The 18,331-nt window shown below is 73.9% G+C and carries 13 protein-coding genes; 11 read left to right on the forward strand and 2 right to left on the reverse strand.

From position 1 onward, the window contains the following. Positions 1 to 115: 115 nt before the first annotated feature. The 3 genes from ACFYPH_RS21160 (at position 116) to dxs (ending at position 5,492) form a co-directional block, all read left to right on the forward strand. Positions 116 to 2,185: an APC family permease gene (locus tag ACFYPH_RS21160; RefSeq protein ID WP_354862491.1), complete on the forward strand. Its 2,070-nt coding sequence runs from the start codon at positions 116 to 118 to the stop codon at positions 2,183 to 2,185. Continuing rightward, complete coding sequence (locus tag ACFYPH_RS21165; protein ID WP_387183993.1) at positions 2,178 to 3,464, forward strand: class I SAM-dependent RNA methyltransferase; 1,287 nt, start codon at positions 2,178 to 2,180, stop codon at positions 3,462 to 3,464. The genes ACFYPH_RS21160 and ACFYPH_RS21165 overlap by 8 nt, the downstream gene beginning before the upstream one ends. Positions 3,465 to 3,545: 81 nt before the next feature. After that, positions 3,546 to 5,492: a 1-deoxy-D-xylulose-5-phosphate synthase gene (dxs, locus tag ACFYPH_RS21170; RefSeq protein WP_355063976.1), complete on the forward strand. Its 1,947-nt coding sequence runs from the start codon at positions 3,546 to 3,548 to the stop codon at positions 5,490 to 5,492. Between the two features lie 124 nt (positions 5,493 to 5,616). Here the strand turns inward: dxs and ACFYPH_RS21175 are convergent, their stop codons facing one another. Then, complete coding sequence (locus ACFYPH_RS21175; protein ID WP_387183996.1) at positions 5,617 to 6,816, reverse strand: hypothetical protein; 1,200 nt, start codon at positions 6,814 to 6,816, stop codon at positions 5,617 to 5,619. A 554-nt stretch (positions 6,817 to 7,370) separates the two neighbouring features. On the opposite strand from ACFYPH_RS21175, the gene ACFYPH_RS21180 reads away from it, so the two are divergent. Both ACFYPH_RS21180 and ACFYPH_RS21185 read left to right on the forward strand, forming a co-directional pair. Further along, positions 7,371 to 9,086, forward strand: coding sequence for a hypothetical protein (locus ACFYPH_RS21180; protein ID WP_387184224.1), 1,716 nt, complete (start codon positions 7,371 to 7,373; stop codon positions 9,084 to 9,086). Further along, entirely contained in the window at positions 9,086 to 10,888 is a 1,803-nt protein-coding gene (locus ACFYPH_RS21185; protein ID WP_387183999.1) for a hypothetical protein, read from the forward strand. The genes ACFYPH_RS21180 and ACFYPH_RS21185 overlap by 1 nt, the downstream gene beginning before the upstream one ends. Here the strand turns inward: ACFYPH_RS21185 and ACFYPH_RS21190 are convergent. Then, positions 10,885 to 12,780 (reverse strand): hypothetical protein, encoded by a 1,896-nt coding sequence (locus tag ACFYPH_RS21190; RefSeq protein WP_387184227.1) that lies wholly within the window; start codon positions 12,778 to 12,780, stop codon positions 10,885 to 10,887. The two genes, ACFYPH_RS21185 and ACFYPH_RS21190, sit on opposite strands and share 4 nt — an antisense overlap. Before the next feature lie 117 nt (positions 12,781 to 12,897). On the opposite strand from ACFYPH_RS21190, the gene ACFYPH_RS21195 reads away from it, so the two are divergent. The 6 genes from ACFYPH_RS21195 to ACFYPH_RS21220 all read left to right on the forward strand — a co-directional run bounded on the left by ACFYPH_RS21195 (position 12,898) and on the right by ACFYPH_RS21220 (position 18,322). Continuing rightward, positions 12,898 to 14,175 (forward strand): PQQ-binding-like beta-propeller repeat protein, encoded by a 1,278-nt coding sequence (locus ACFYPH_RS21195; protein ID WP_354858164.1) that lies wholly within the window; start codon positions 12,898 to 12,900, stop codon positions 14,173 to 14,175. After that, complete coding sequence (locus ACFYPH_RS21200; protein ID WP_354858162.1) at positions 14,172 to 15,467, forward strand: PQQ-binding-like beta-propeller repeat protein; 1,296 nt, start codon at positions 14,172 to 14,174, stop codon at positions 15,465 to 15,467. The genes ACFYPH_RS21195 and ACFYPH_RS21200 overlap by 4 nt, the downstream gene beginning before the upstream one ends. 85 nt (positions 15,468 to 15,552) lie before the next feature. Further along, positions 15,553 to 16,221 (forward strand): response regulator transcription factor, encoded by a 669-nt coding sequence (locus ACFYPH_RS21205; protein WP_039907546.1) that lies wholly within the window; start codon positions 15,553 to 15,555, stop codon positions 16,219 to 16,221. Beyond that, the gene (locus ACFYPH_RS21210) at positions 16,218 to 17,399 is read left to right on the forward strand and encodes a sensor histidine kinase (protein ID WP_387184004.1); all 1,182 of its coding nucleotides are present in this window, start codon (positions 16,218 to 16,220) and stop codon (positions 17,397 to 17,399) included. The genes ACFYPH_RS21205 and ACFYPH_RS21210 overlap by 4 nt, the downstream gene beginning before the upstream one ends. A 147-nt stretch (positions 17,400 to 17,546) precedes the next feature. Next, positions 17,547 to 17,864 (forward strand): VOC family protein, encoded by a 318-nt coding sequence (locus ACFYPH_RS21215; protein WP_387184006.1) that lies wholly within the window; start codon positions 17,547 to 17,549, stop codon positions 17,862 to 17,864. Further along, positions 17,861 to 18,322 carry a VOC family protein gene (locus ACFYPH_RS21220; protein ID WP_387184009.1) on the forward strand — a complete coding sequence of 154 codons (462 nt, stop codon included), beginning with the start codon at positions 17,861 to 17,863 and terminating at the stop codon, positions 18,320 to 18,322. Before ACFYPH_RS21215 ends, ACFYPH_RS21220 begins: the two co-directional genes overlap by 4 nt. Positions 18,323 to 18,331: the final 9 nt, after the last annotated feature.

Here is an 18,331-nt window from a genome sequence, read left to right on the forward strand (position 1 = left end):
AGTTCGAGCCTGCCACGTCCGGGTCGACAGCGGGACCGACCGTACCGCGTCCTGTCGGCCGACGGTGATCGCCCACCCCCGCGTTCTCACCGTGGTGGTCGTACCCTTGGCGTTCGTGGCCAGACCCACCTCGCTGCTGAAGCGACTGCTGCTCGGTCGACCGTTCCGGTCCGACCGACTGCAGCACACCCTCCTGCCGAAGCGCATCGCGCTGCCCGTGTTCGCCTCCGACGCGCTGTCCAGCGTCGCGTACGCGCCTGACGAGATCCTGCTGACCCTGTCCATCGCCGGGGCGTCGGCGTTCCTGTTCTCCCCGTGGATCGCCCTCGCGGTGGTCGTGGTGATGCTCACGGTGGTGGCCAGCTACCGGCAGAACGTGCACGCCTACCCCTCCGGCGGCGGCGACTACGAGGTGGCCACGGTCAATCTCGGGCCGAAGTTCGGGGTCGGGGTGGCCAGCGCCCTGCTGGTCGACTACGTGCTCACGGTGGCCGTGTCGGTCTCCTCCGGCGTGGCGAACCTCGGCTCGGTGGTGCCGTTCGTGGCCACCCACAAGGTCATGATCGCGGTGCTCGCAGTGATCCTGCTGACCGCGGTCAACCTGCGCGGGCTGCGCGAGTCGGGCACCGCGTTCGCCATCCCCACGTACGGCTTCGTGATCGTGATGGGCGCGATGCTGCTCACCGGGCTGTTCCGCGTCTTCGTGCTGGGCGACGACCTGCGTGCGCCCAGTGCCGACCTGGTCATCCAGGCCGAGCACAGCGTGACCGGTTTCGCGCTGGTCTTCCTGCTGCTGCGGACGTTCAGCTCGGGCGCCGCCGCGCTCACCGGCGTGGAGGCGATCTCCAACGGCGTGCCCGCGTTCAAGGCGCCGAAGAGCCGCAACGCCGCCACCACGCTGCTGCTGCTGGGCGCGATCGCGGTGAGCCTGCTCGTCGGGATCATCTGGCTGGCCCGGTTGACCCACCTGCAGTTCGTCGAGGACCCGGCCCTGCAGATCGTCTCGGGCCCCGACGGGTACGTGCAGAAGACGGTGACCACCCAGCTCGGCGAGACGGTCTTCGGCTCCGGCTCGTTCCTGCTCTACGTGGTGGCCGGGATGACCGCGCTCATCCTCTTCCTGGCCGCGAACACCGCGTTCAACGGCTTCCCGGTGCTCGGCTCGATCCTCGCCCAGGACCGCTACCTGCCCCGCCAGTTCCACACCCGGGGCGACCGGCTGGCCTTCTCCAACGGCATCACCTTTCTCGCCCTCTTCGCGATCGTGCTGATCGTTGGGTTCCAGGCCGAGGTGACCCGCCTCATCCAGCTCTACATCGTCGGCGTCTTCGTCTCGTTCACCGTCTCCCAGGCCGGCATGATCCGACACTGGAACCGACGCCTGCGCACCGAGCGGGACCCGGAGGCGCGCAAGCGGATGCACCGCTCCCGGGCCATCAACACCTTCGGCATGGGTCTGACCGGCACGGTGCTGGTGATCGTCCTGATCACCAAGTTCCTGCTCGGCGCCTGGATCGCGATCGCGGCGATGGCCGTGATCTACGCGCTGATGCTGGCCATCCGCCGGCACTACGACCGGGTCGCCACCGAGCTGACCCCACCGGACGAGGGCCGGGCCGTGCTGCCCGCCCGGAACCACGCGATCGTGCTGGTCAGCAAGCTGCACCAGCCGACGCTGCGGGCCATCGCGTACGCCCGGGCCACCCGGCCGGACACGCTGACCGCGGTGACCGTCAACGTGGACGAGAAGGACACCCGCGACCTGCAGGCCGACTGGGAGCGGCGGGAGATGGCGATCCCGCTCACCGTGGTCGACTCGCCGTACCGGGAGATCACCCGGCCGATCCTGGACTTCGTCGCCTCGACCCGTCGTACGTCACCGCGCGACGTCGTCACCGTCTTCATCCCGGAGTACGTGGTGGGACGCTGGTGGGAGAACCTGCTGCACAACCAGAGCGCGCTGCGCCTCAAGGGCCGGCTGCTCTTCGAACCGGGGGTGATGGTGGTCAGCGTTCCGTGGCAGCTCGCCTCGACCGCGAGCAAGAACCTGGACCGGCTGGACGCCACGCTCTCCCGGACCCCCGCGCGCGGGCCGCGGGGCACCGTGCCTGCCGCGGTCACCGCGCCGCCGCCGGACGAGTCCGGCCCGGTGGACAGCGAAACGGTCGGGAACGGCCGTGACTGAGCGGACCGCGGCGGCCTCGCCACCCGTCGGGGCCGAACGTGGCCTGGCGGAGGCGGAGCGGGTCGAGCTGATCGTCGACGCGGTCGCCCCCGGCGGGCACTGCGTGGCCCGGGTGGACGGGCAGGTGGTGTTCGTCCGGCACGCGCTGCCCGGCGAGCGGGTGATCGCCGAGGTCACCGAGGTGCACCGCGGGTTCGTCCGGGCCGACGCCGTGACCGTGCTGGAGCCTTCACCGGACCGGGTGGAGCCGCCCTGCCCGTACGCGAGGCCGGGCGCCTGCGGCGGCTGCGATCTGCAACACGTCGCCCCGGATGCGCAACTGGCCTGGAAGACCGCAGTGGTGCGCGAGCAGTTGGTCCGCCTCGGCGGGCTCACCGACGCCGAGCTGGACCTGCTCGGCGTCCAGGTCGAGGCGCTGCCGGGCGGGCTGCTGGGCTGGCGTTCGCGGGTCCGCTACGCGGTCGACGCCGCGGACCGCGCCGGCCTGCTCAAGCACCGCTCGCACGAGGTCGTGCCGATCGACCGCTGCCGGATCGCCCACCCGGCCATCCAGCAGCTGCCGGTGCTCACCCCGACCGGCACGCGCTGGCCGGCGGCCGAGGCGGTGGAGACCGTCGCCAGCACCGGCGGGGACGTGAGCGTCGCCGAGGTCCGCGACGGGGTGGCCACGCCGGTGAGCGGGCCGACCGAGGTCCGCGAGGTGGCCGCCGGGCGGGACTGGGCGCTGCCCGCGTCCGCCTTCTGGCAGGTGCACCCGGCGGCGGCGGACACCCTGTCCACGGCCGTGCTGGAGCTGCTCGACCCGCGTCCGGGCGAGGTGGCCTGGGACCTCTACGGCGGCGCCGGGCTGTTCGCCGCCGGGCTGGCCGCCCGGGTCGGCGCGTCCGGTCGGGTGACCCTGGTGGAGGCTGCCGAACAGGGCGTCGCCGCCGCCCGGGAGAACCTGGCCGACCTGCCCCGCGTGGAGGTGGTGGCGGCCCGGGTGGAGACCGCGCTGGCCCGTCGACGGATCACCGGCCCGGTCGACGTGGTGGTGCTCGACCCGCCGCGCTCCGGCGCCGGCGCTCCGGTGGTGCGCGCGCTGGCCGCCGCCGGTCCGCGGGCGGTCGCGTACGTGGCCTGCGACCCGGCCGCCTTCGCCCGGGACGTGCGCACCTTCGCCGAGCTGGGCTGGCGGCTGGCCGCGCTGCGCGGCTTCGACCTGTTTCCGATGACCCAGCACGTCGAGCTGGTGGGGCTCCTGCTGCCGGCCGACGCGCCCGTTATGGATCGGCCCTGACCAGGCGCTCAGCCGCCCGCTGCGGTGCGCGCGGCTCGGGCCAGGCTGCGGAGTGTCGGACGGCCGATAGACTCTCCGGTCATGAGTGTTGAAGAGGACACGGCCAACCACGGTCGGTTGCTGGGGACGGTACGCGGTCCGCAGGACGTCAAGCGGATGTCGGGCGAGGAGCTGGATGTGCTCGCCGCGGAGATTCGGGACTTCCTGATCGCCAAGGTCTCCCGCACCGGCGGGCACGTCGGGCCCAACCTCGGTGTGGTCGAGCTGACGCTGGCCATGCACCGCGTCTTCGACTCCCCCCGGGACCGGCTCCTGTTCGACACCGGCCACCAGGCGTACGTGCACAAGATCCTCACCGGGCGCCAGGCCGGCTTCGACAAGCTCCGCCAGCGCGGCGGCCTCTCCGGCTACCCCAGCCAGGCGGAGAGCGAGCACGACCTCATCGAGAACTCGCACGCCTCCACCGCGCTCTCCTACGCCGACGGCCTGGCCAAGGCGTACGCCCTGCGGGGCGAGGCGCGCAGCGTCGTGGCAGTGGTCGGCGACGGCGCGCTGACCGGCGGCATGTGCTGGGAGGCGCTGAACAACATCGCCACCGCCGGCAACTCCCTCGTCATCGTGGTCAACGACAACGGCCGGTCCTACTCGCCGACCATCGGCGGTCTCGCCGACCACCTCTCCTCGCTGCGGCTCAACCCCGGCTACGAGAAGGTCCTCGACACGGTCAAGGACGCCCTGGGCTCCACGCCGCTGGTCGGCAAGCCGATGTACGAGGTGCTGCACGCGGTCAAGAAGGGCATCAAGGACGCGGTCGCCCCGCAGGCCATGTTCGAGGACCTCGGGATCAAGTACGTCGGTCCGGTGGACGGGCACGACGTGGCGGCCGTCGAGTCGGCGCTGCGCGCGGCGAAGAACTTCGGCGGCCCGGTGATCGTGCACGCCGTCACCCGCAAGGGGTACGGCTACCGCCCGGCCGAGGAGGACGAGGCGGACTGTCTGCACGGCCCCGGCAGCGCCTTCGACGTGGAGACCGGCGCGCTGCTGGCCGCCCCCTCGGTGAAGTGGACCCACGTCTTCGCCGACGAGCTGCTGGCCGTCGCCGACGAGCGGCCGGACGTGGTGGGCATCACCGCCGCCATGGCCGAGCCGACCGGCATCGCCAAGCTGGCCCGCAAGTACCCCGAGCGGGTGTACGACGTGGGCATCGCCGAGCAGCACGCCGCCACCTCGGCGGCCGGCCTGGCGCTCGGCGGTCTGCACCCGGTGGTCGCGGTCTACGCCACCTTCCTCAACCGCGCCTTCGACCAGGTCCTGCTGGACGTGGCGATGCACAAGCTGCCGGTGACCTTCGTGCTGGACCGGGCGGGCATCACCGGCCCGGACGGCCCCAGCCACTACGGCATCTGGGACATGTCGGTCTTCGGCGTGGTTCCCGGCCTGCGGATCGCCGCTCCCCGGGACGCCGCCACGCTGCGCGAGGAGCTGCGTGAGGCGCTGGCCACCGACGACGGCCCGACCGTCGTGCGGTTCCCGACCGGCGCGGTCGCCGCGGACCTGCCGGCGCTGCGCCGGGTCGGCCCGGTCGACGTGCTGGCCGAGTCGGCGCGTACCGACGTGCTGCTCGTCGCCGTCGGCTCCTTCGGCCAGCTGGGCATGGAGGTCGCCGCCCGGGTCGCCGAGCAGGGCTACGGCGTCACCGTCGTCGACCCCCGCTGGGTCCGCCCGGTCCCGGCCGAGCTGGTCGAGCTGGCCGCCCGGCACCGGCTCGTGGTCAGCGTCGAGGACGGCGTCCGCGTCGGCGGAGTCGGCGACGCTCTCGGCCAGGCCATGCGGGACGCCGACGTCCGGGTGCCGCTCAAGGACCTGGGCGTACCGGCCGACTGGCACCCGCACGGCACCCGCGCGCAGATCCTCGCCGACCTCGGCCTGACCGCCCAGGACGTCGCCCGCAACGTCACCGGCTGGATCTCCGGCCTGGACGCCACCCCGGACCGGCTGACTCCCACGAAGACCCCGGCCCAGAACTGACCCGGCTCGACCGACGGCGGGCGGCCCCTACGGGCCCGCCCGCCGTCGGCGTGCGGCCCTCCCGCCTACCTCGATCGTGCACTTCCGGTCGCCGTGCGGGGCAGAAAGTGCACGATCGCGAGGGCTAGCGGGAGCGGGGCGACACGGAGCGGTAGTGGGTCTTGTCGGTGTTGGCCAGGCTGTAGGTCTGGGTGCTGGCCGGCTCGGGGACGACCACCAGGCCGGGGCGCTCCACCAGCAGCGGGGTGCCGGGCGGCACCGAGAGGGAGCTGTCCCGGGTGGCCCGCCAGCTGAGCACCACAAGCGGCTGGCCGGGCACCGGCAGCTGGTACGTCTGCAACGGCGTGGCCCGGTCGGCCGGTGAGACCACCGGCGCGCTCCCGTCCGCCGGCCGGTAGACGACCGCGGTCATCGTGCCGGCGTCGGTGTCCCAGCTGAGCTGCTGCAACTCGGCCGGCTCGCCGCCGCCGAGAGCCACCTCACCGAGCGAGCGGACCGAGAGCTTCGCCATCGGCCAGGACGTCGGCACCGACTTCGGCGCGTCCCGGTCGCCGATCCGTCGCGGAATACTGCCGAACGGACCCCGCTCGCCGGCCAGCACGCAGGTGTCCAGGCCGGTGAGCGCCCGCCGGCCCGCGCCGGACTCGTCACGGACCAGCGGATAGCGCGGGTCGGTCGTGCCGGTGCCCAGGTCGAGCAGCCGGTCGGCGGCCCGCCCGCGGGGCAGCGACTCGGTGGCCCGCAGGGTTGCCGTCACGCCGACCGCCGTGCAGGCCGGCACGTCGACCGGGGCGCTGAGGCCGTCGGCGACGGTCAGCGCCCGGCCCTGCGGCCCGAGCAGTTGCTGCACCCGGGCGGAGACCAGGTAGCGCCGACCACCTGCCGTCTGCACCGGCAGGACGTCGGAGTAGACCAGGTAGCCGGGGTCGGTGTACTCGGTGGCGCGGGCGATCGCGTACCGGCCGCCGTCGCCGGTGAGTTGCAGCAGCCAGGAGGCGCTCTCACCGGGCACGTCGGCCGCGACCAGGGCCACCGGCGCCCCGTCGACCCGGCCCGAGAAGAGGATGCCGGACGAGGGCAGGTGCGCCCGGTCGTCGGCCGGCGAGCGCCAGTCGCGGACGGCCCTGGTAACCGCCGCCGTCGCCGCCGCGTCACCGGCCAGGTCGCCCCGGGGCGGCCACACCGCCAGCGTGCCGTCGAGGCTGTCGTACCCCACCCGCAGGTCGCGGGGCGTGCGCTCCGCCACGGGACCGCACGCGGTGGCGGTCAACAGCGCGGTCAGCAGGACGCTGAGCGCCCTGCCGTGCCGGCGGCCCGGAGTCACCTGATCCGCCCCCGATCGCCTCGCCGTCGTTGTGGGAAAGCGCCATAGTACGAGATGTCCGACGCGACGCTGCCGCTGGCCGGCCCCGCACCCACCACAATGGACGTCACCGGGGCTTTAGTGCCTTTTCGCCGCTCGGGTAGACTCCGCCGACTGTGACGCCTGCCGAGTCCCGCGCCCTGTCCGCGCCGCACCCGGAGGCGGCCGGCCCCGACGAGACAGTGAGCCACCACACTCCCACCGCTTCCCGGGCCAGGGCCGTCGGCGCTCCCGGCGGCTCCGCTGCTCCGGCAGCCCGTGCCGCCGCCGGCGTGGGCACCGTTCAGCGCGAGCCCGAGCCCGCACCGGCCACGACGGCGGTCGCCGCCGCGCCGGCCGAAGCCCCACCGGCAGCGCCGGTCGAGACCCCGGCAGCGCCGCCGGCCCGAGCCACCCCGGCTGGCGTACCCGTCGAAGTCACCCCGGCTGGCGTACCCGCGCAAGGGGACGGCGACGAGGGGACTGCCGGGCCGCGTCGACGTCGGTGGGCCCGCTGGACCCGGCGACGGCAGCACCTGGCGGTCGGCGCGCTGTTCCTGCTCGCCGCGCTCTGGGTGACCAGCCGGATCTGGCTGGACCCGGCCGGCCGGGTGGCGTCGCTCTACACCGGAGACCCGGCCCAGGTGCAGTTCTTCCTCGCCCACTCGGTGCGGGTGGTGCTGCACGGCGAGTACCCGTTCTACACCGAGCAGTTCAACTACCCCGACGGCGTCAACCTGATGGCCAACACGGCGGTGCTGGCGCTGGGCATCCCGATGGTGCCGGTGACCCTGCTGTTCGGGCCGGCGGTGTCCTTCGTGGTGCTGGTGACGCTCGGCCTCGCCGGCACCGCGATGGCCTGGTACCTCGTGCTGCGCCGCCACGTCGTGCGTACGCCGCTCGCGGCCGCGGCGGGCGGCTGGTTCTGCGGGTTCTCCCCGGCGATGCTCTCGCACGCCAGTTGGCACCCGAACATCATCAGCCAGTTCCTGCTGCCGTTCATCGTCTGGCGGGTGCTGGTGCTCACCCGCTCGCGCCGGCCGGTCCGCGACGGTGCCCTGCTCGCCCTGCTCGTCACCGCGCAGGCGTTCATCAACGAGGAGATCCTGCTCTTCACGGCGCTGGCCTGCGGGATCTTCCTGCTCGCGGTGGTGGCCCAGGAGCCGGCCCGCTGGCGGGCGTCGTGGCGACCGCTGGCCGCCGGCCTCGCCGCCTGCGCGCTGCTGGCCGGGGCGCTGCTGGCGTACCCGCTGTACGTGCAGTTCGCCGGGCCGATGGCGTACCACGGGCTCAGCGACGCCGTGCAGGACTACGGCAACGACATCGCCGCCTTCTTCGCCCCCGGCTCGGCCACCCTCGGCGGCAACCAGCGGGCCAACGTCAACCTGGCCCCGAACTACTCCGAGGAGAACGCCTTCTTCGGCTGGAGCCTGTCGCTGCTCGCCGTCGGCGTCGTGGTGTGGCTGCGGCGGGAGATGGTCGTGCGGGCGCTCGCCGCGACCGGTGGCTTCTTCGCCCTGCTCTCCCTCGGCGAGCGGATCTCCTGGTGGGACCGGGAGCTGATCACCGGGCCGTGGGAGTTGCTGGTGCACCTGCCCCTGCTGGACGCGGTCGTGCCGACCCGGTTCGGCCTGATCACCACTGTGGTCATCGGTCTGCTGCTCGCGCTCGCCGTCGAGCGGGCCTGGGAGCTGCGCCCGGCCGACCGGCGTACCGTCCGGACGCTCACCGCCGCCGGCCTGGCGTTCGCGCTGCTGCCGATCGCCCCGATGCCGCTGCGGATGGTGTCCCGGCCGCCGGTGCCGGAGTTCATCACCGCCGACCGCTGGCGGGCGTACGTCGGCCCGGACCAGACGCTGGTGCCGATCCCGGTGCCCAGCATGGGCAACACCCACGGCATGCGTTGGGCGGCGGCCACCAACCTCGACTTCAAGATCCCGGGTGGCTACTTCCTCGCCCCCCGCAACGGCAACACCGGCGACCCCGGTCGGTTCGGCGGCCGGCCCAGCGGGGTGGGCCAACTGCTGGAGGAGGTGGCGACCACCGGCCGGACCCCCAAGCTGGACGACCGGCAGCGTCGGCGCTTCACCGACGAGCTGCGGCACTGGCACGCGGCGATCCTGGTGCTGCCGGTTCGTCAGCAGCACGTCGAACCGCTGCGGCGTACCGTCGAGGAGTTGGTCGGCCCCGGTCGCCAGGAGCTGGACGTCTGGGTGTGGGACGTTCGGACGCTGACCGACCGCTCGGTCTGATGTCCACCGGAACGACGTCGTCGCCGACGGAGACGGCGACGGTCGGTCCGCCCACCGCGCGCCCACCCCGGCCGGCGTGGCTGCCGGACGCGTTGGTCATCGCCGGCTACCTGGGGCTGGCGGTGCTGCTGACCAGCGCCCAGTGGGGCCACCCCGGGCGGCTGTTCCACCAGGCCGGCGACCAGGTGCTCTTCGAGTGGATGCTGGCCCACGCGGCACACGCCGTCGTCGCGGGGGAGAACCCGCTCTTCAGCACCGCCCTGAACGCGCCGGACGGGGTCAACCTGATGGCGAACACCTCGGTGCTCGGCCTCGGTGTCCCGCTGGCCCCGGTCACGCTGCTGTTCGGCTCGCAGGTGGCGTTCTGCGTGGCGGTGGTCTGCTGCCTCGCCGGCACCGCCACGGCCTGGTACGCGCTGCTGCGCCGTCGACTGGTCACCGCCCGCTCCGCGGCGGCGCTCGGCGGGCTGGTCTGTGGCTTCGCCCCCGGCATGATCGCCCAAGCCGGGGCGCATCTGCACGTGGCCGCCCAGTTCCTGCTACCGGCGATCCTCGCCCTGGTGTTCCGTCCCGGGTCGAGCCCGCGCCGGGTGTGGCGGCCCGGTGTCGGCCTCGGGCTGCTGCTCGTGTGGCAGGTGTTCATCGGCGAGGAGGTGCTCGTCTTCCTGGCGCTCGCCGCCGGGGTGTTCGCGCTGGGCTACGCCCTCGCCGACCGGGCCGCGGCCCGCCGCCTCGCGCCGGCCCTGCTCGGTCGACTCGCGGTGGCGGCCGTGGTGGCGGTGACGCTGCTGGCGTACCCACTGTGGTTCCAGTTCCACGGGCCGCAGCACTACACCGGGATGGCCTTCGCCGCGCACGGCTTCCAGCTCGACGCCGCGTCGTTCACCGCGTCGGCCCGGCAGACCGTGCTCGGTGACGACTGGCTGCCGGGGCTGCTCTCACCGAACCCGACCGAGGAGAACTCGTTCTTCGGCCCCGGCCTGCTGGTGCTCGCCGTGGTCATCGTGATCTGGCTGTGGCGACGGCCGCTGGTCCGCGCGCTGGCCGGCTGCGGTGTCGTCTTCGCCCTGCTGTCGCTCGGCACCGACCTGCGGGTGGACGGCAACGCCACCGGCGTCGCGGGCCCGTACCGGCTGGTCGCCGGGTTGCCGCTGCTCGACCTCGCGGTGCCGGCCCGGTTCGCGCTGGTCTGCGTGCCGGTGCTGGGTGTCCTGGTGGCGCTCTTCGTGGACCGGGTGCGGGCGGCTCGCCGGTCACCGGCCGTGCCGGGACTGCCGGTACGACTGCTGGGGGCGGGAGCGGTGGCCGCCGCGCTGCTGCCGCTGACGCCGACGCCGATCCGGGCGGTGCCGGTCGCGCCGGTGCCGGGGTTCGTCGCCGACGGCGGGTGGCGGTCGCTGGTGCCTGCGGGCCGGACCGTGGTGGCGGTGCCCCCGGTGACCGGCGCCGCGCTGAGCCCGGTGATGCTCTGGTCCGCCCGCACCGGCCTGGCGTTCCGCGCCCCGGGCGGGTACTTCATCGGGCCGAGTGGTCCGGACGACCCGGCGGCCCGCTGGGGCGCCCCGGACCGGCCCACCGCCGTGCTGCTGCGCCGGGTCGCCGAGACCGGCGCGGTGCCGGTGCTCACCGAGGCCGACCGCCGCCAGGCCGTCGACGACCTGCGGCACTGGCGGGCCGCCGTGGTGGTGCTCGGCCGGTCGACGCACGACGAACCGGTCCGCCGGACAGTCGAGGAGCTGCTCGGCCCCGGCCGCCCGGTCGACGGCGGGTGGCTGTGGGACGTCCGGACGCTGGTCGGCTAGCGCTGATCCACAAGCGCGCGGACATTCCAGACCCAGACGTCGTCGACCCGCTGCGGCGGCCCGATCAGTGCGGTGACCAGCTCGCGTAGCACCGCCTCGCGCGGGTGTGCGCCGAGCACCACCACCGACGCCCGCCAGAACCGGAGGTCCTCGACGGCCTGGCGGCGGTTCTCGTCGGTGAGGACGGGGACCGCGTTGGCGTCCATCGTGGAGTAGATGAGGCTGCTGGTGGGCCGGTTCGGTGCGCCGAAGACGCCCTCGCCCAGCTCGTTGGGGCCGATGAAGTAGCCGCCCGGGACGGGGAACTCCTGCCCGGTCAGGGCACTCCAGCGCAGCGTGGGCAGGCCGTGCACGTTGCTCGGGATCGGCACCGGCACGAGGGTCCGGCCCTCCGGCACGTACGGTCGCCAGCCGCCGGCGGTGATGAAGTGCGGCGGCGGGTCGATCTGCTGGGCCGGCAGCGGTCGGGGGAAGAGCGGCAGCAGGGCGAGGGCGACCGCCGCGTACCCCAGCGGGCGCAGCCACCGGCGACGCGGCGCGACCGGCGCGGCCGCGGCCGGCTCGTCGGACGTCGCCGGCTCCCCGGCGCGCGGTGCCGGCACGCGGCCCGGCGCCGCCACCGGGCGGCCCTGTCGGTGCGCCGCGTCCCAGGTCAGCGCCAGCAGTACGCCCACCGCGGCGGCGACCACCAGGGTCAACCGGGTCGGCATCATCATCTCGACCAGGGGCAGGTCGTCCGGCACGTACGACCAGGGGCCGCGCACCCCGGTCTCCACGCCGTCGAAGCGCACCCGCGGCCCGATCGCGGCCACCGTGAAGACCACGATCAGCACCGCGACGATCCGGGCGGCCAGCGAACGGCGCACCAGCAGCACGAGGGCCACCACCGACAGCAGCACCAGCGGCCAGCCGAACCAGGTGTTCTGCTCGGTCATGCCGATCGTCTGCTCCACCGCCGGGTCGCCCGCCCAGGTGTCCCGGGCGAAGGTCACGAACGCGACCAGGTCCTCGCCCCAGTTGTGGAACACGCCACCCTGCAGCCCGCGGTAGGACTGCGGGCCGTTGAACTGGAACCAGATCGGGTACGCCGCCAGCAGCAGCGCCAGCCCACCGGCGACGCCCAGCCCGGCGAGGAACGGCCCGGCCGCGGCGCGCGTCGCCCGTGGCCGCTGCACCGCGTACGCCAGCACGACGACCAGGCAGGCCAGCGCGGTGAGCAGCAGCATCTCCTCGTTGATGAAGATCTGGTAGGTCACCAGCACCCCGAGCGCCAGCCCGTTGCGCCGCCACCGGCCCGGCTCGCCCATCCGCAGCACCCGCACCACGACCAACGGCAGCAGGAAGTTGGACACGAAGTTGGGCTGGCCGTTGGCGTGGTGGATGATGCCCGGCGCGAAGCCGAGGAACGCCCCGCCGACGAAGGCCGCCGCCCGGGAGCGCACCAGGTGCCGCGAGAGCATCCAGTAGGCGGTGCCGGCGGTGGCCGCCAGAGCCCCACCCAGATAGAGCGCGTACGTGACCTGCGGACCGAACAGCATCGTCAGTGGCGACAGCGGCAGGGTCACCCCGAGCAGCGAGGTGTTGGCCATCATGTTCACCCCGTCCGGGGCGTTCTGCCGGGCCGTGAACAGCGGGTTCTCCAGGTGCTGCACCGAGTACGCGCCGTGCGCGAACAGCCACTCGAACCAACTGTGGTCGGTGGGCAGGTGCGAGGACACCCGGCCGGTCACGTCCCCCCAGTAGTGGAGGCAGACGAAGACGCCCAGCACCACATAGGCTCCGAGGGCCAACAGGTCGGCTCGGGCCGGACGGCGTCGAGGCCGCCGTGTCGGCTCGGCCTCGGCCGGCTCGGCGTCGGTCACGGGATTCAGCGAGGGGTCTACCACCGGCACAGCCACGACGCGCCATCGTACAGGCGAGGATGCGTCGCTTTTGCCGGGCCGGTACGCCCACGGCCGGTTTGCCGGGGCCGCCCCCGGCCGACCCGACCGGCGATGGAGGGACGGCCGTTGTCGATCATCGAGCTGGGCGAGGTCCGGGACGAGCCCGAGTCGCGGGCGACGGCCCGCCGACCGCGCGCCGCCGGCCGTCGGCTGCGCAGCGCGGCGGTGCTGCTGCTGGCCCTCGTCACGCTGGCCAGCGCGACCCCGGTGCGGCAACGGATCGTGACGTCGGTGCCGGCCTCGCCGGGCGCCTCGGTGTACCTCACCGAGGACGCCATCGTCGTGGTCGACACGTCGACTCCCATCGGCGACCGGTACCTGACCGCCTACGGCCGTCCCGGGCCGAGGGGCGGGGACAGCGTGCGGCGCCGGTGGCGCGCACCGCTGGAACGCAGCGGCGACTTCCTGGCGGTCTGGGCCGACCGCGGGATGCTGCTGGCGGTGGGTGCCAGCACCGCGAACGGGGTGCTGGAGACCACCGCCTTCGACGCCGGGACGGGCCAGCGGCGCTGGCGCCAGCCGGGAATCGCCAGGCGAACGGCCGACGGGGGCCTGCTCCTCGCGAACGACCTGGGCGACGGGCCGGGCACGGTGAGCCGGGTGGTGCCCGACACCGGCCGGGTGCTCTGGTCGGTGCCCATCCCGTCCGGCAGCCCCGACTACCACGGGCCGGCGGGTCAGGTCGACCAGATCGTGTTCGTCCAGCCGACCGGTGAGCTGCAGGTGTACGACGCCGGCAGCGGCGACCTGCTGCGCAGCGTCGACACGTTGCCCGGTGCCCGGTCGGCGTTCCAGCGGGTGCAGGTCGTGGACGACCTCGTGCTGCTCGTCCCGCCCGGCAGCACCGGGCTGGTCGCCTTCCGGCTGCCCGGACTGGACCGGGTGTGGACGTCGTCGGTGCCGCTGGTGGCCTGGGCGGTCCCGTGTGCGGACCTGCTCTGTACGGTCCAGCAGACCGGCGCCATCCAGACCATCGACCCCGCCACCGGCGCCGTTCGCTGGTCGGACCCGGGGCCGGACACGTTGGTCGACGTCCGGCGGGACATGTTGCTGGTGGCCGCGCCCGAGCAACGGTACGCGGTGCGGGACGCCCAGACCGGGCGGGAACGCGCTGAGCTGGGCCGGTGGCAGCTGGTGGACCAGCTACGCCGCGACGACCCGCTGATCGGCGTACGGCCGACTCCCGACGGCCGGCTCGTCGTCGCCGAGCTGGACCTCACCGCCGGTCGGACGCGGATCCTGGACGTGCTGCCGGGCGTGGTCGGTGGGTGCCAGGCGGCGCTGCCCGTCCTGCTCTGCCGCCGCCTCGACGGCTCGACCGCGCTGTGGCGGTTGCCCCGGTGACCGGTCCGGTGATCGACCTCGGGGAGCTGCGGCACGGGCCGGACCTCGACACCGTCCGGCTGCCCCGCCCGCCGTTGGCCCGGCAGCGGCCCCTGCGCTGCGCGCTGGTCCTGCTGCTGGTGCTCGCCGGCCTCGCCGGTTCGGGGCCGTTGCACCGGCGCGAGGTGGTGACGGTGCAGGCCGAGCTCGGCGCCGACGCGCTGGTCACCGACGACCTCTTCGTCCTCGTCGAGCCGCTCGGCCGCACGGGGCAGCGGCGGATCACCGCCACCTGGCTGCCCGGCGGCGAGCCGGCCTGGCAGGTGCCGTTGCCGACCGAGGGCCGGTACTGGGGAGTCGCGCAGCAGGGCGAGACGCTGCTGGTCACCGGCCACGAGGTCGGCCCGGACAGTCAGGGGACGCTCACGATGGCGCTGGACCGCCGGACCGGGGCGTACCGCTGGCAGCAGCCCGGCAACCCCGCCGCGCTTCCCGACGGCAACATCCTCATGTGGTCCGCCGGCAGCGACGACCAGCTGGACACCCTGCGCGGGGTCGACCCGTGCTGCGGGACCGTGCGCTGGCAGGTGCCGATCAGCCCCGGCGGTGAGTTCGTCTTTCACGACGGCGAGCACGGGGTGGACCGCGTGGTCGTCGTCCGCCTGCGCGGGTCGACCGAGGTCCGCGACGCGACCACCGGCGCGGTGCTGGCCCGCACCGACCTGGGCGCCTCCGGCGGTGGGTCCAGCCTGTCCGTGCAACTGGCGGACGACCTGCTGCTCACCATCGGCGGTCCGTCGGCCACGATCACCGCGTACGGGCTCGACGACCTGCGCCAGCGGTGGCGTGTGCCCGCCGGCGAGGCGCTGTACGCGTCGGACTGTGGCGTCGTCATCTGCGTGCAGACCCGCTCCGGCGGGCTGCGGGCGCTCGACACCGCCACCGGTCGGGACCTCTGGGGGAGCGACCGCTGGGGGTGGGTCTGGCCCTACGCCGGTCGGCTGGTGGCCACCACGGTGAGCAGCGCCGGGCCGGGCGCGGAGGAACTCGTCGTGCTCGACCCACCGACCGGCCGGGTGCTGGCCGAGCTGGGTCGGTGGGAGCTGGCCCGGTTCGCCCTCGGCGACCCGCTGATCGGCGTACGCCGCCATCCCGACGGGGGCCTGCTCGTCGCCGAGCTGGACGTCGCCGGTGGCCGGGCACGGATGCTGGACGTGTTGCGGGACGCGACCGGGGACTGTCAGGCCCTCACCGGGCGACTGCTCTGCCGGCGCCGAGACAGCGCGTACGGGCTGTGGCGGTTGCCTGGCTGACCACCGCCGGGTCGGTGTGGGCGGCGAGGGAGGATTGTTGCCCGCCGGCACTAGGTTGTCGGTGGTCAGCAGCGAGGAGGCCGGGATGCGGGTACTGGTGGTGGAGGACGAACGCAACCTCGCCGACGCGATCGCGCGTGGATTGCGCAAGCGGGGCATGGCGGTGGACGTGGCGTACGACGGCGACGCCGGCCACGAGGCGGCGTTCGTCACCCGGTACGACGTGGTGGTGCTCGACCGCGACCTGCCCGGCGTGCACGGCGACCAGATCTGCGCCGACCTCGCCGCCTCCGGGGCGCTGACCCGGGTGCTGATGCTGACCGCGAGCGGCACGGTGGCCGACCGGGTGGAGGGGTTGCAGCTCGGGGCGGACGACTACCTGCCCAAGCCGTTCGCGTTCGACGAGTTGGTCGCCCGGGTGCAGGCACTGGGCCGGCGGGCCACCCCGGCCGCGCCGCCGGTTCTCGAACTGGCGGACCTGGTGCTGGACCCGGCCCGCCGGGTCGCCACCCGCGCCGGTGTGCCGATGGACCTGACGAACAAGGAGTTCGGCGTGCTCAGTGAGCTGCTCAAGGCCCGGGGCGCGGTGGTGTCCAGCGAGGAGCTGTTGGAGCGGGTGTGGGACGCCAACACCGACCCGTTCACCACAATCGTCCGGGTGACCGTCATGACGCTGCGTCGAAAGCTCGGCGACCCGCCGTTGATCGAGACGGTGGTGGGGGCCGGCTACCGCACGGCCGAGGTCCTGCCGTGAGCCGGCCGGGGCGGTTGCGACCCACCCTGCGGTTGCGGCTGACGCTGCTCAACGGGGTGCTGCTGGTCGGCGCGGGCGCGATCCTGGTGCTGCTGGCCTGGCTGCTGGTCCGTGACGCGCTGCGGCCCACCGACGAGCTGCTGCCCGGCACGACGGTGCTGCTCTCCGACGGTGGGCGGATGGACGCCGCCCAGTGGCAGCGGGAGCTGGTCGACGCCGCCTCCGGGGAGCTGCTGGCCAAGGGCCTGGTCGCGCTGTTGGCGATCAGCGTGGTCGGGGTGGCCGGCGCGTACGCCGTGGCCGGCCGGGCGCTACGGCCCCTGCACCAGGTGACCGCGACCGCCCAGCGGCTCGGCGAGGCGACGCTGGACCAGCGGATCGGCTACTCGGGCGCGGACGACGAGGTCGCCGAGCTGGCCAAGACGTTCGACGCGATGCTGGACCGGATCGCGTCCGCGTTCGAGGCGCAGAAGCGCTTCGTGGCCAACGCCTCGCACGAGCTCCGGACCCCGCTCGCCGTGATGCGGACCGAGATCGACGTGACGCTCAGCGACGACGACGCGGACGCCGCCGAGTACCGCCGGATGGCGACCGTCGTCCGGGACGCCTCGGAGCGGGCGAACAGCCTGGTGGACGCGCTGCTGGTGCTGGCCCGCAGCGAGGCGCAGGCCGGGCGGCGGCTGGGCCGGCGTACCGAGTGCGACCTCGCGACGGGCACCGCCAACGCGCTGTCGGCGATGCGCCGCGAGGTGGAGCGGATCGGCCTGCGCGTGCAGACGTCGCTGGAATCCGCGCCGGTGGTCGGCGATCCGGGGTTGCTCGACCGGCTGGCCGGCAACCTGATCGAGAACGCGGTCCGCTACAACCACCTGCACGGTCGGCTCTGGGTGCGTACCGGCACCGACGGCGACCGCTCGTGGCTGGTGGTGGGCAACACCGGTTTCGAGGTCGACCAGGCCGACGTGCCCGGACTGTTCGAGCCGTTCCGGCGCGGTGGCCGGGAACGCACCGGGGCGCGCGGCTCCGGCCTGGGCCTGTCCATCGTCCGGGCGGTCTGCCAGGCGCACGGCGGCAACGTCCGGGTGATCGCCCAGCCCGGCGGCGGCCTGGAGGTGACGGTCACCCTGCCGACCGCGGACGCCCCGGCGGTGACCGGTGCGGTGACCACCACCGGCTGAACTGGGTTGCACACGGCGCTCGGCCGGTGGCAAGATCACGCCGTCAGCTCGGAGGCGAAGGGGGGTACGTCGATGTCCACCAGTCAGGGCTCCGCACCCCGGGTCGTCGCCGGCTGACCCCGGGCAGCGGAGCGTCCCCATCCGCGCATGGAGGGACCACCCGTGTATCCACGGATCCGCAACATCAGTTTCGACTGCCACGACACGTACTCCCTGGCCGGCTTCTGGTCGGCGGTGCTCGGCTACGCCCGGCACAGCGAGGACGTCCCGGGTGATCCGGAGGCGGTAATCCGCGACGAGGAGATCGAGCGGGTGCTCGGCCTCGGCGCCACGATGGTCGCCGACCGGCGGCATGCCGACGGGACGGGTTGGGCGGTGCTGGCCGACCCGGAGGGCAATGAGTTCTGCGTGCTGCGCAGCGCCGGGGAACGTGTCGCCATCACCACTGTGGAGGACCAACCGTGAGCTCGACGATCCACAACATCAGCTTCGACTGCCGCGACACGTACGCCCTGGCCGGTTTCTGGTCGCAGGTCTTCGACTGCCCCCGGCAGCCCGACGACTTTCCGGGCGACCCGGAGGCGATGCTCCTGCCGCCGGGCGGGCCGGAGGTGCTGTTCATCGCCGTGCCCGAGGGCAAGGCGGTGAAGAACCGACTGCACCTGGATCTGGAGCCGGCCGACCGGTCGCGGGCCGACGAGGTCGAGCGGCTGCTCGGCATCGGCGCGGTGCACGTCGCGGACCAGATCCGGCCGGACGGCTCCGGCTGGGTGGTGCTCGCCGACCCGGAGGGCAACGAGTTCTGCGTGCTGCGCAGCGCGGCCGAGCGGGCCGCGTCACCGGCGGGCGTCGCGGCGACGGGTGACGCCGCGCCGGTCCAAGCGCTGGAGACGGCCGCCGGGGATCCTGTCGCGTCGCCATGATCCACGGGA

The organism is Micromonospora sp. NPDC005252 (assembly GCF_042872475.1).
Taxonomy (GTDB): Bacteria; Actinomycetota; Actinomycetes; order Mycobacteriales; family Micromonosporaceae; genus Micromonospora.

Excerpts from the sequence above, each read along its gene's own strand:
- dxs (WP_355063976.1), top strand. The coding sequence starts at position 3,546 with ATGAGTGTTGAAGAGGACACGGCCAACCACGGTCGGTTGCTGGGGACG.
- ACFYPH_RS21185 (WP_387183999.1), top strand. The coding sequence starts at position 9,086 with ATGTCCACCGGAACGACGTCGTCGCCGACGGAGACGGCGACGGTCGGT.
- ACFYPH_RS21205 (WP_039907546.1), top strand. The coding sequence starts at position 15,553 with ATGCGGGTACTGGTGGTGGAGGACGAACGCAACCTCGCCGACGCGATC.
- ACFYPH_RS21215 (WP_387184006.1), top strand. The coding sequence starts at position 17,547 with ATGGAGGGACCACCCGTGTATCCACGGATCCGCAACATCAGTTTCGAC.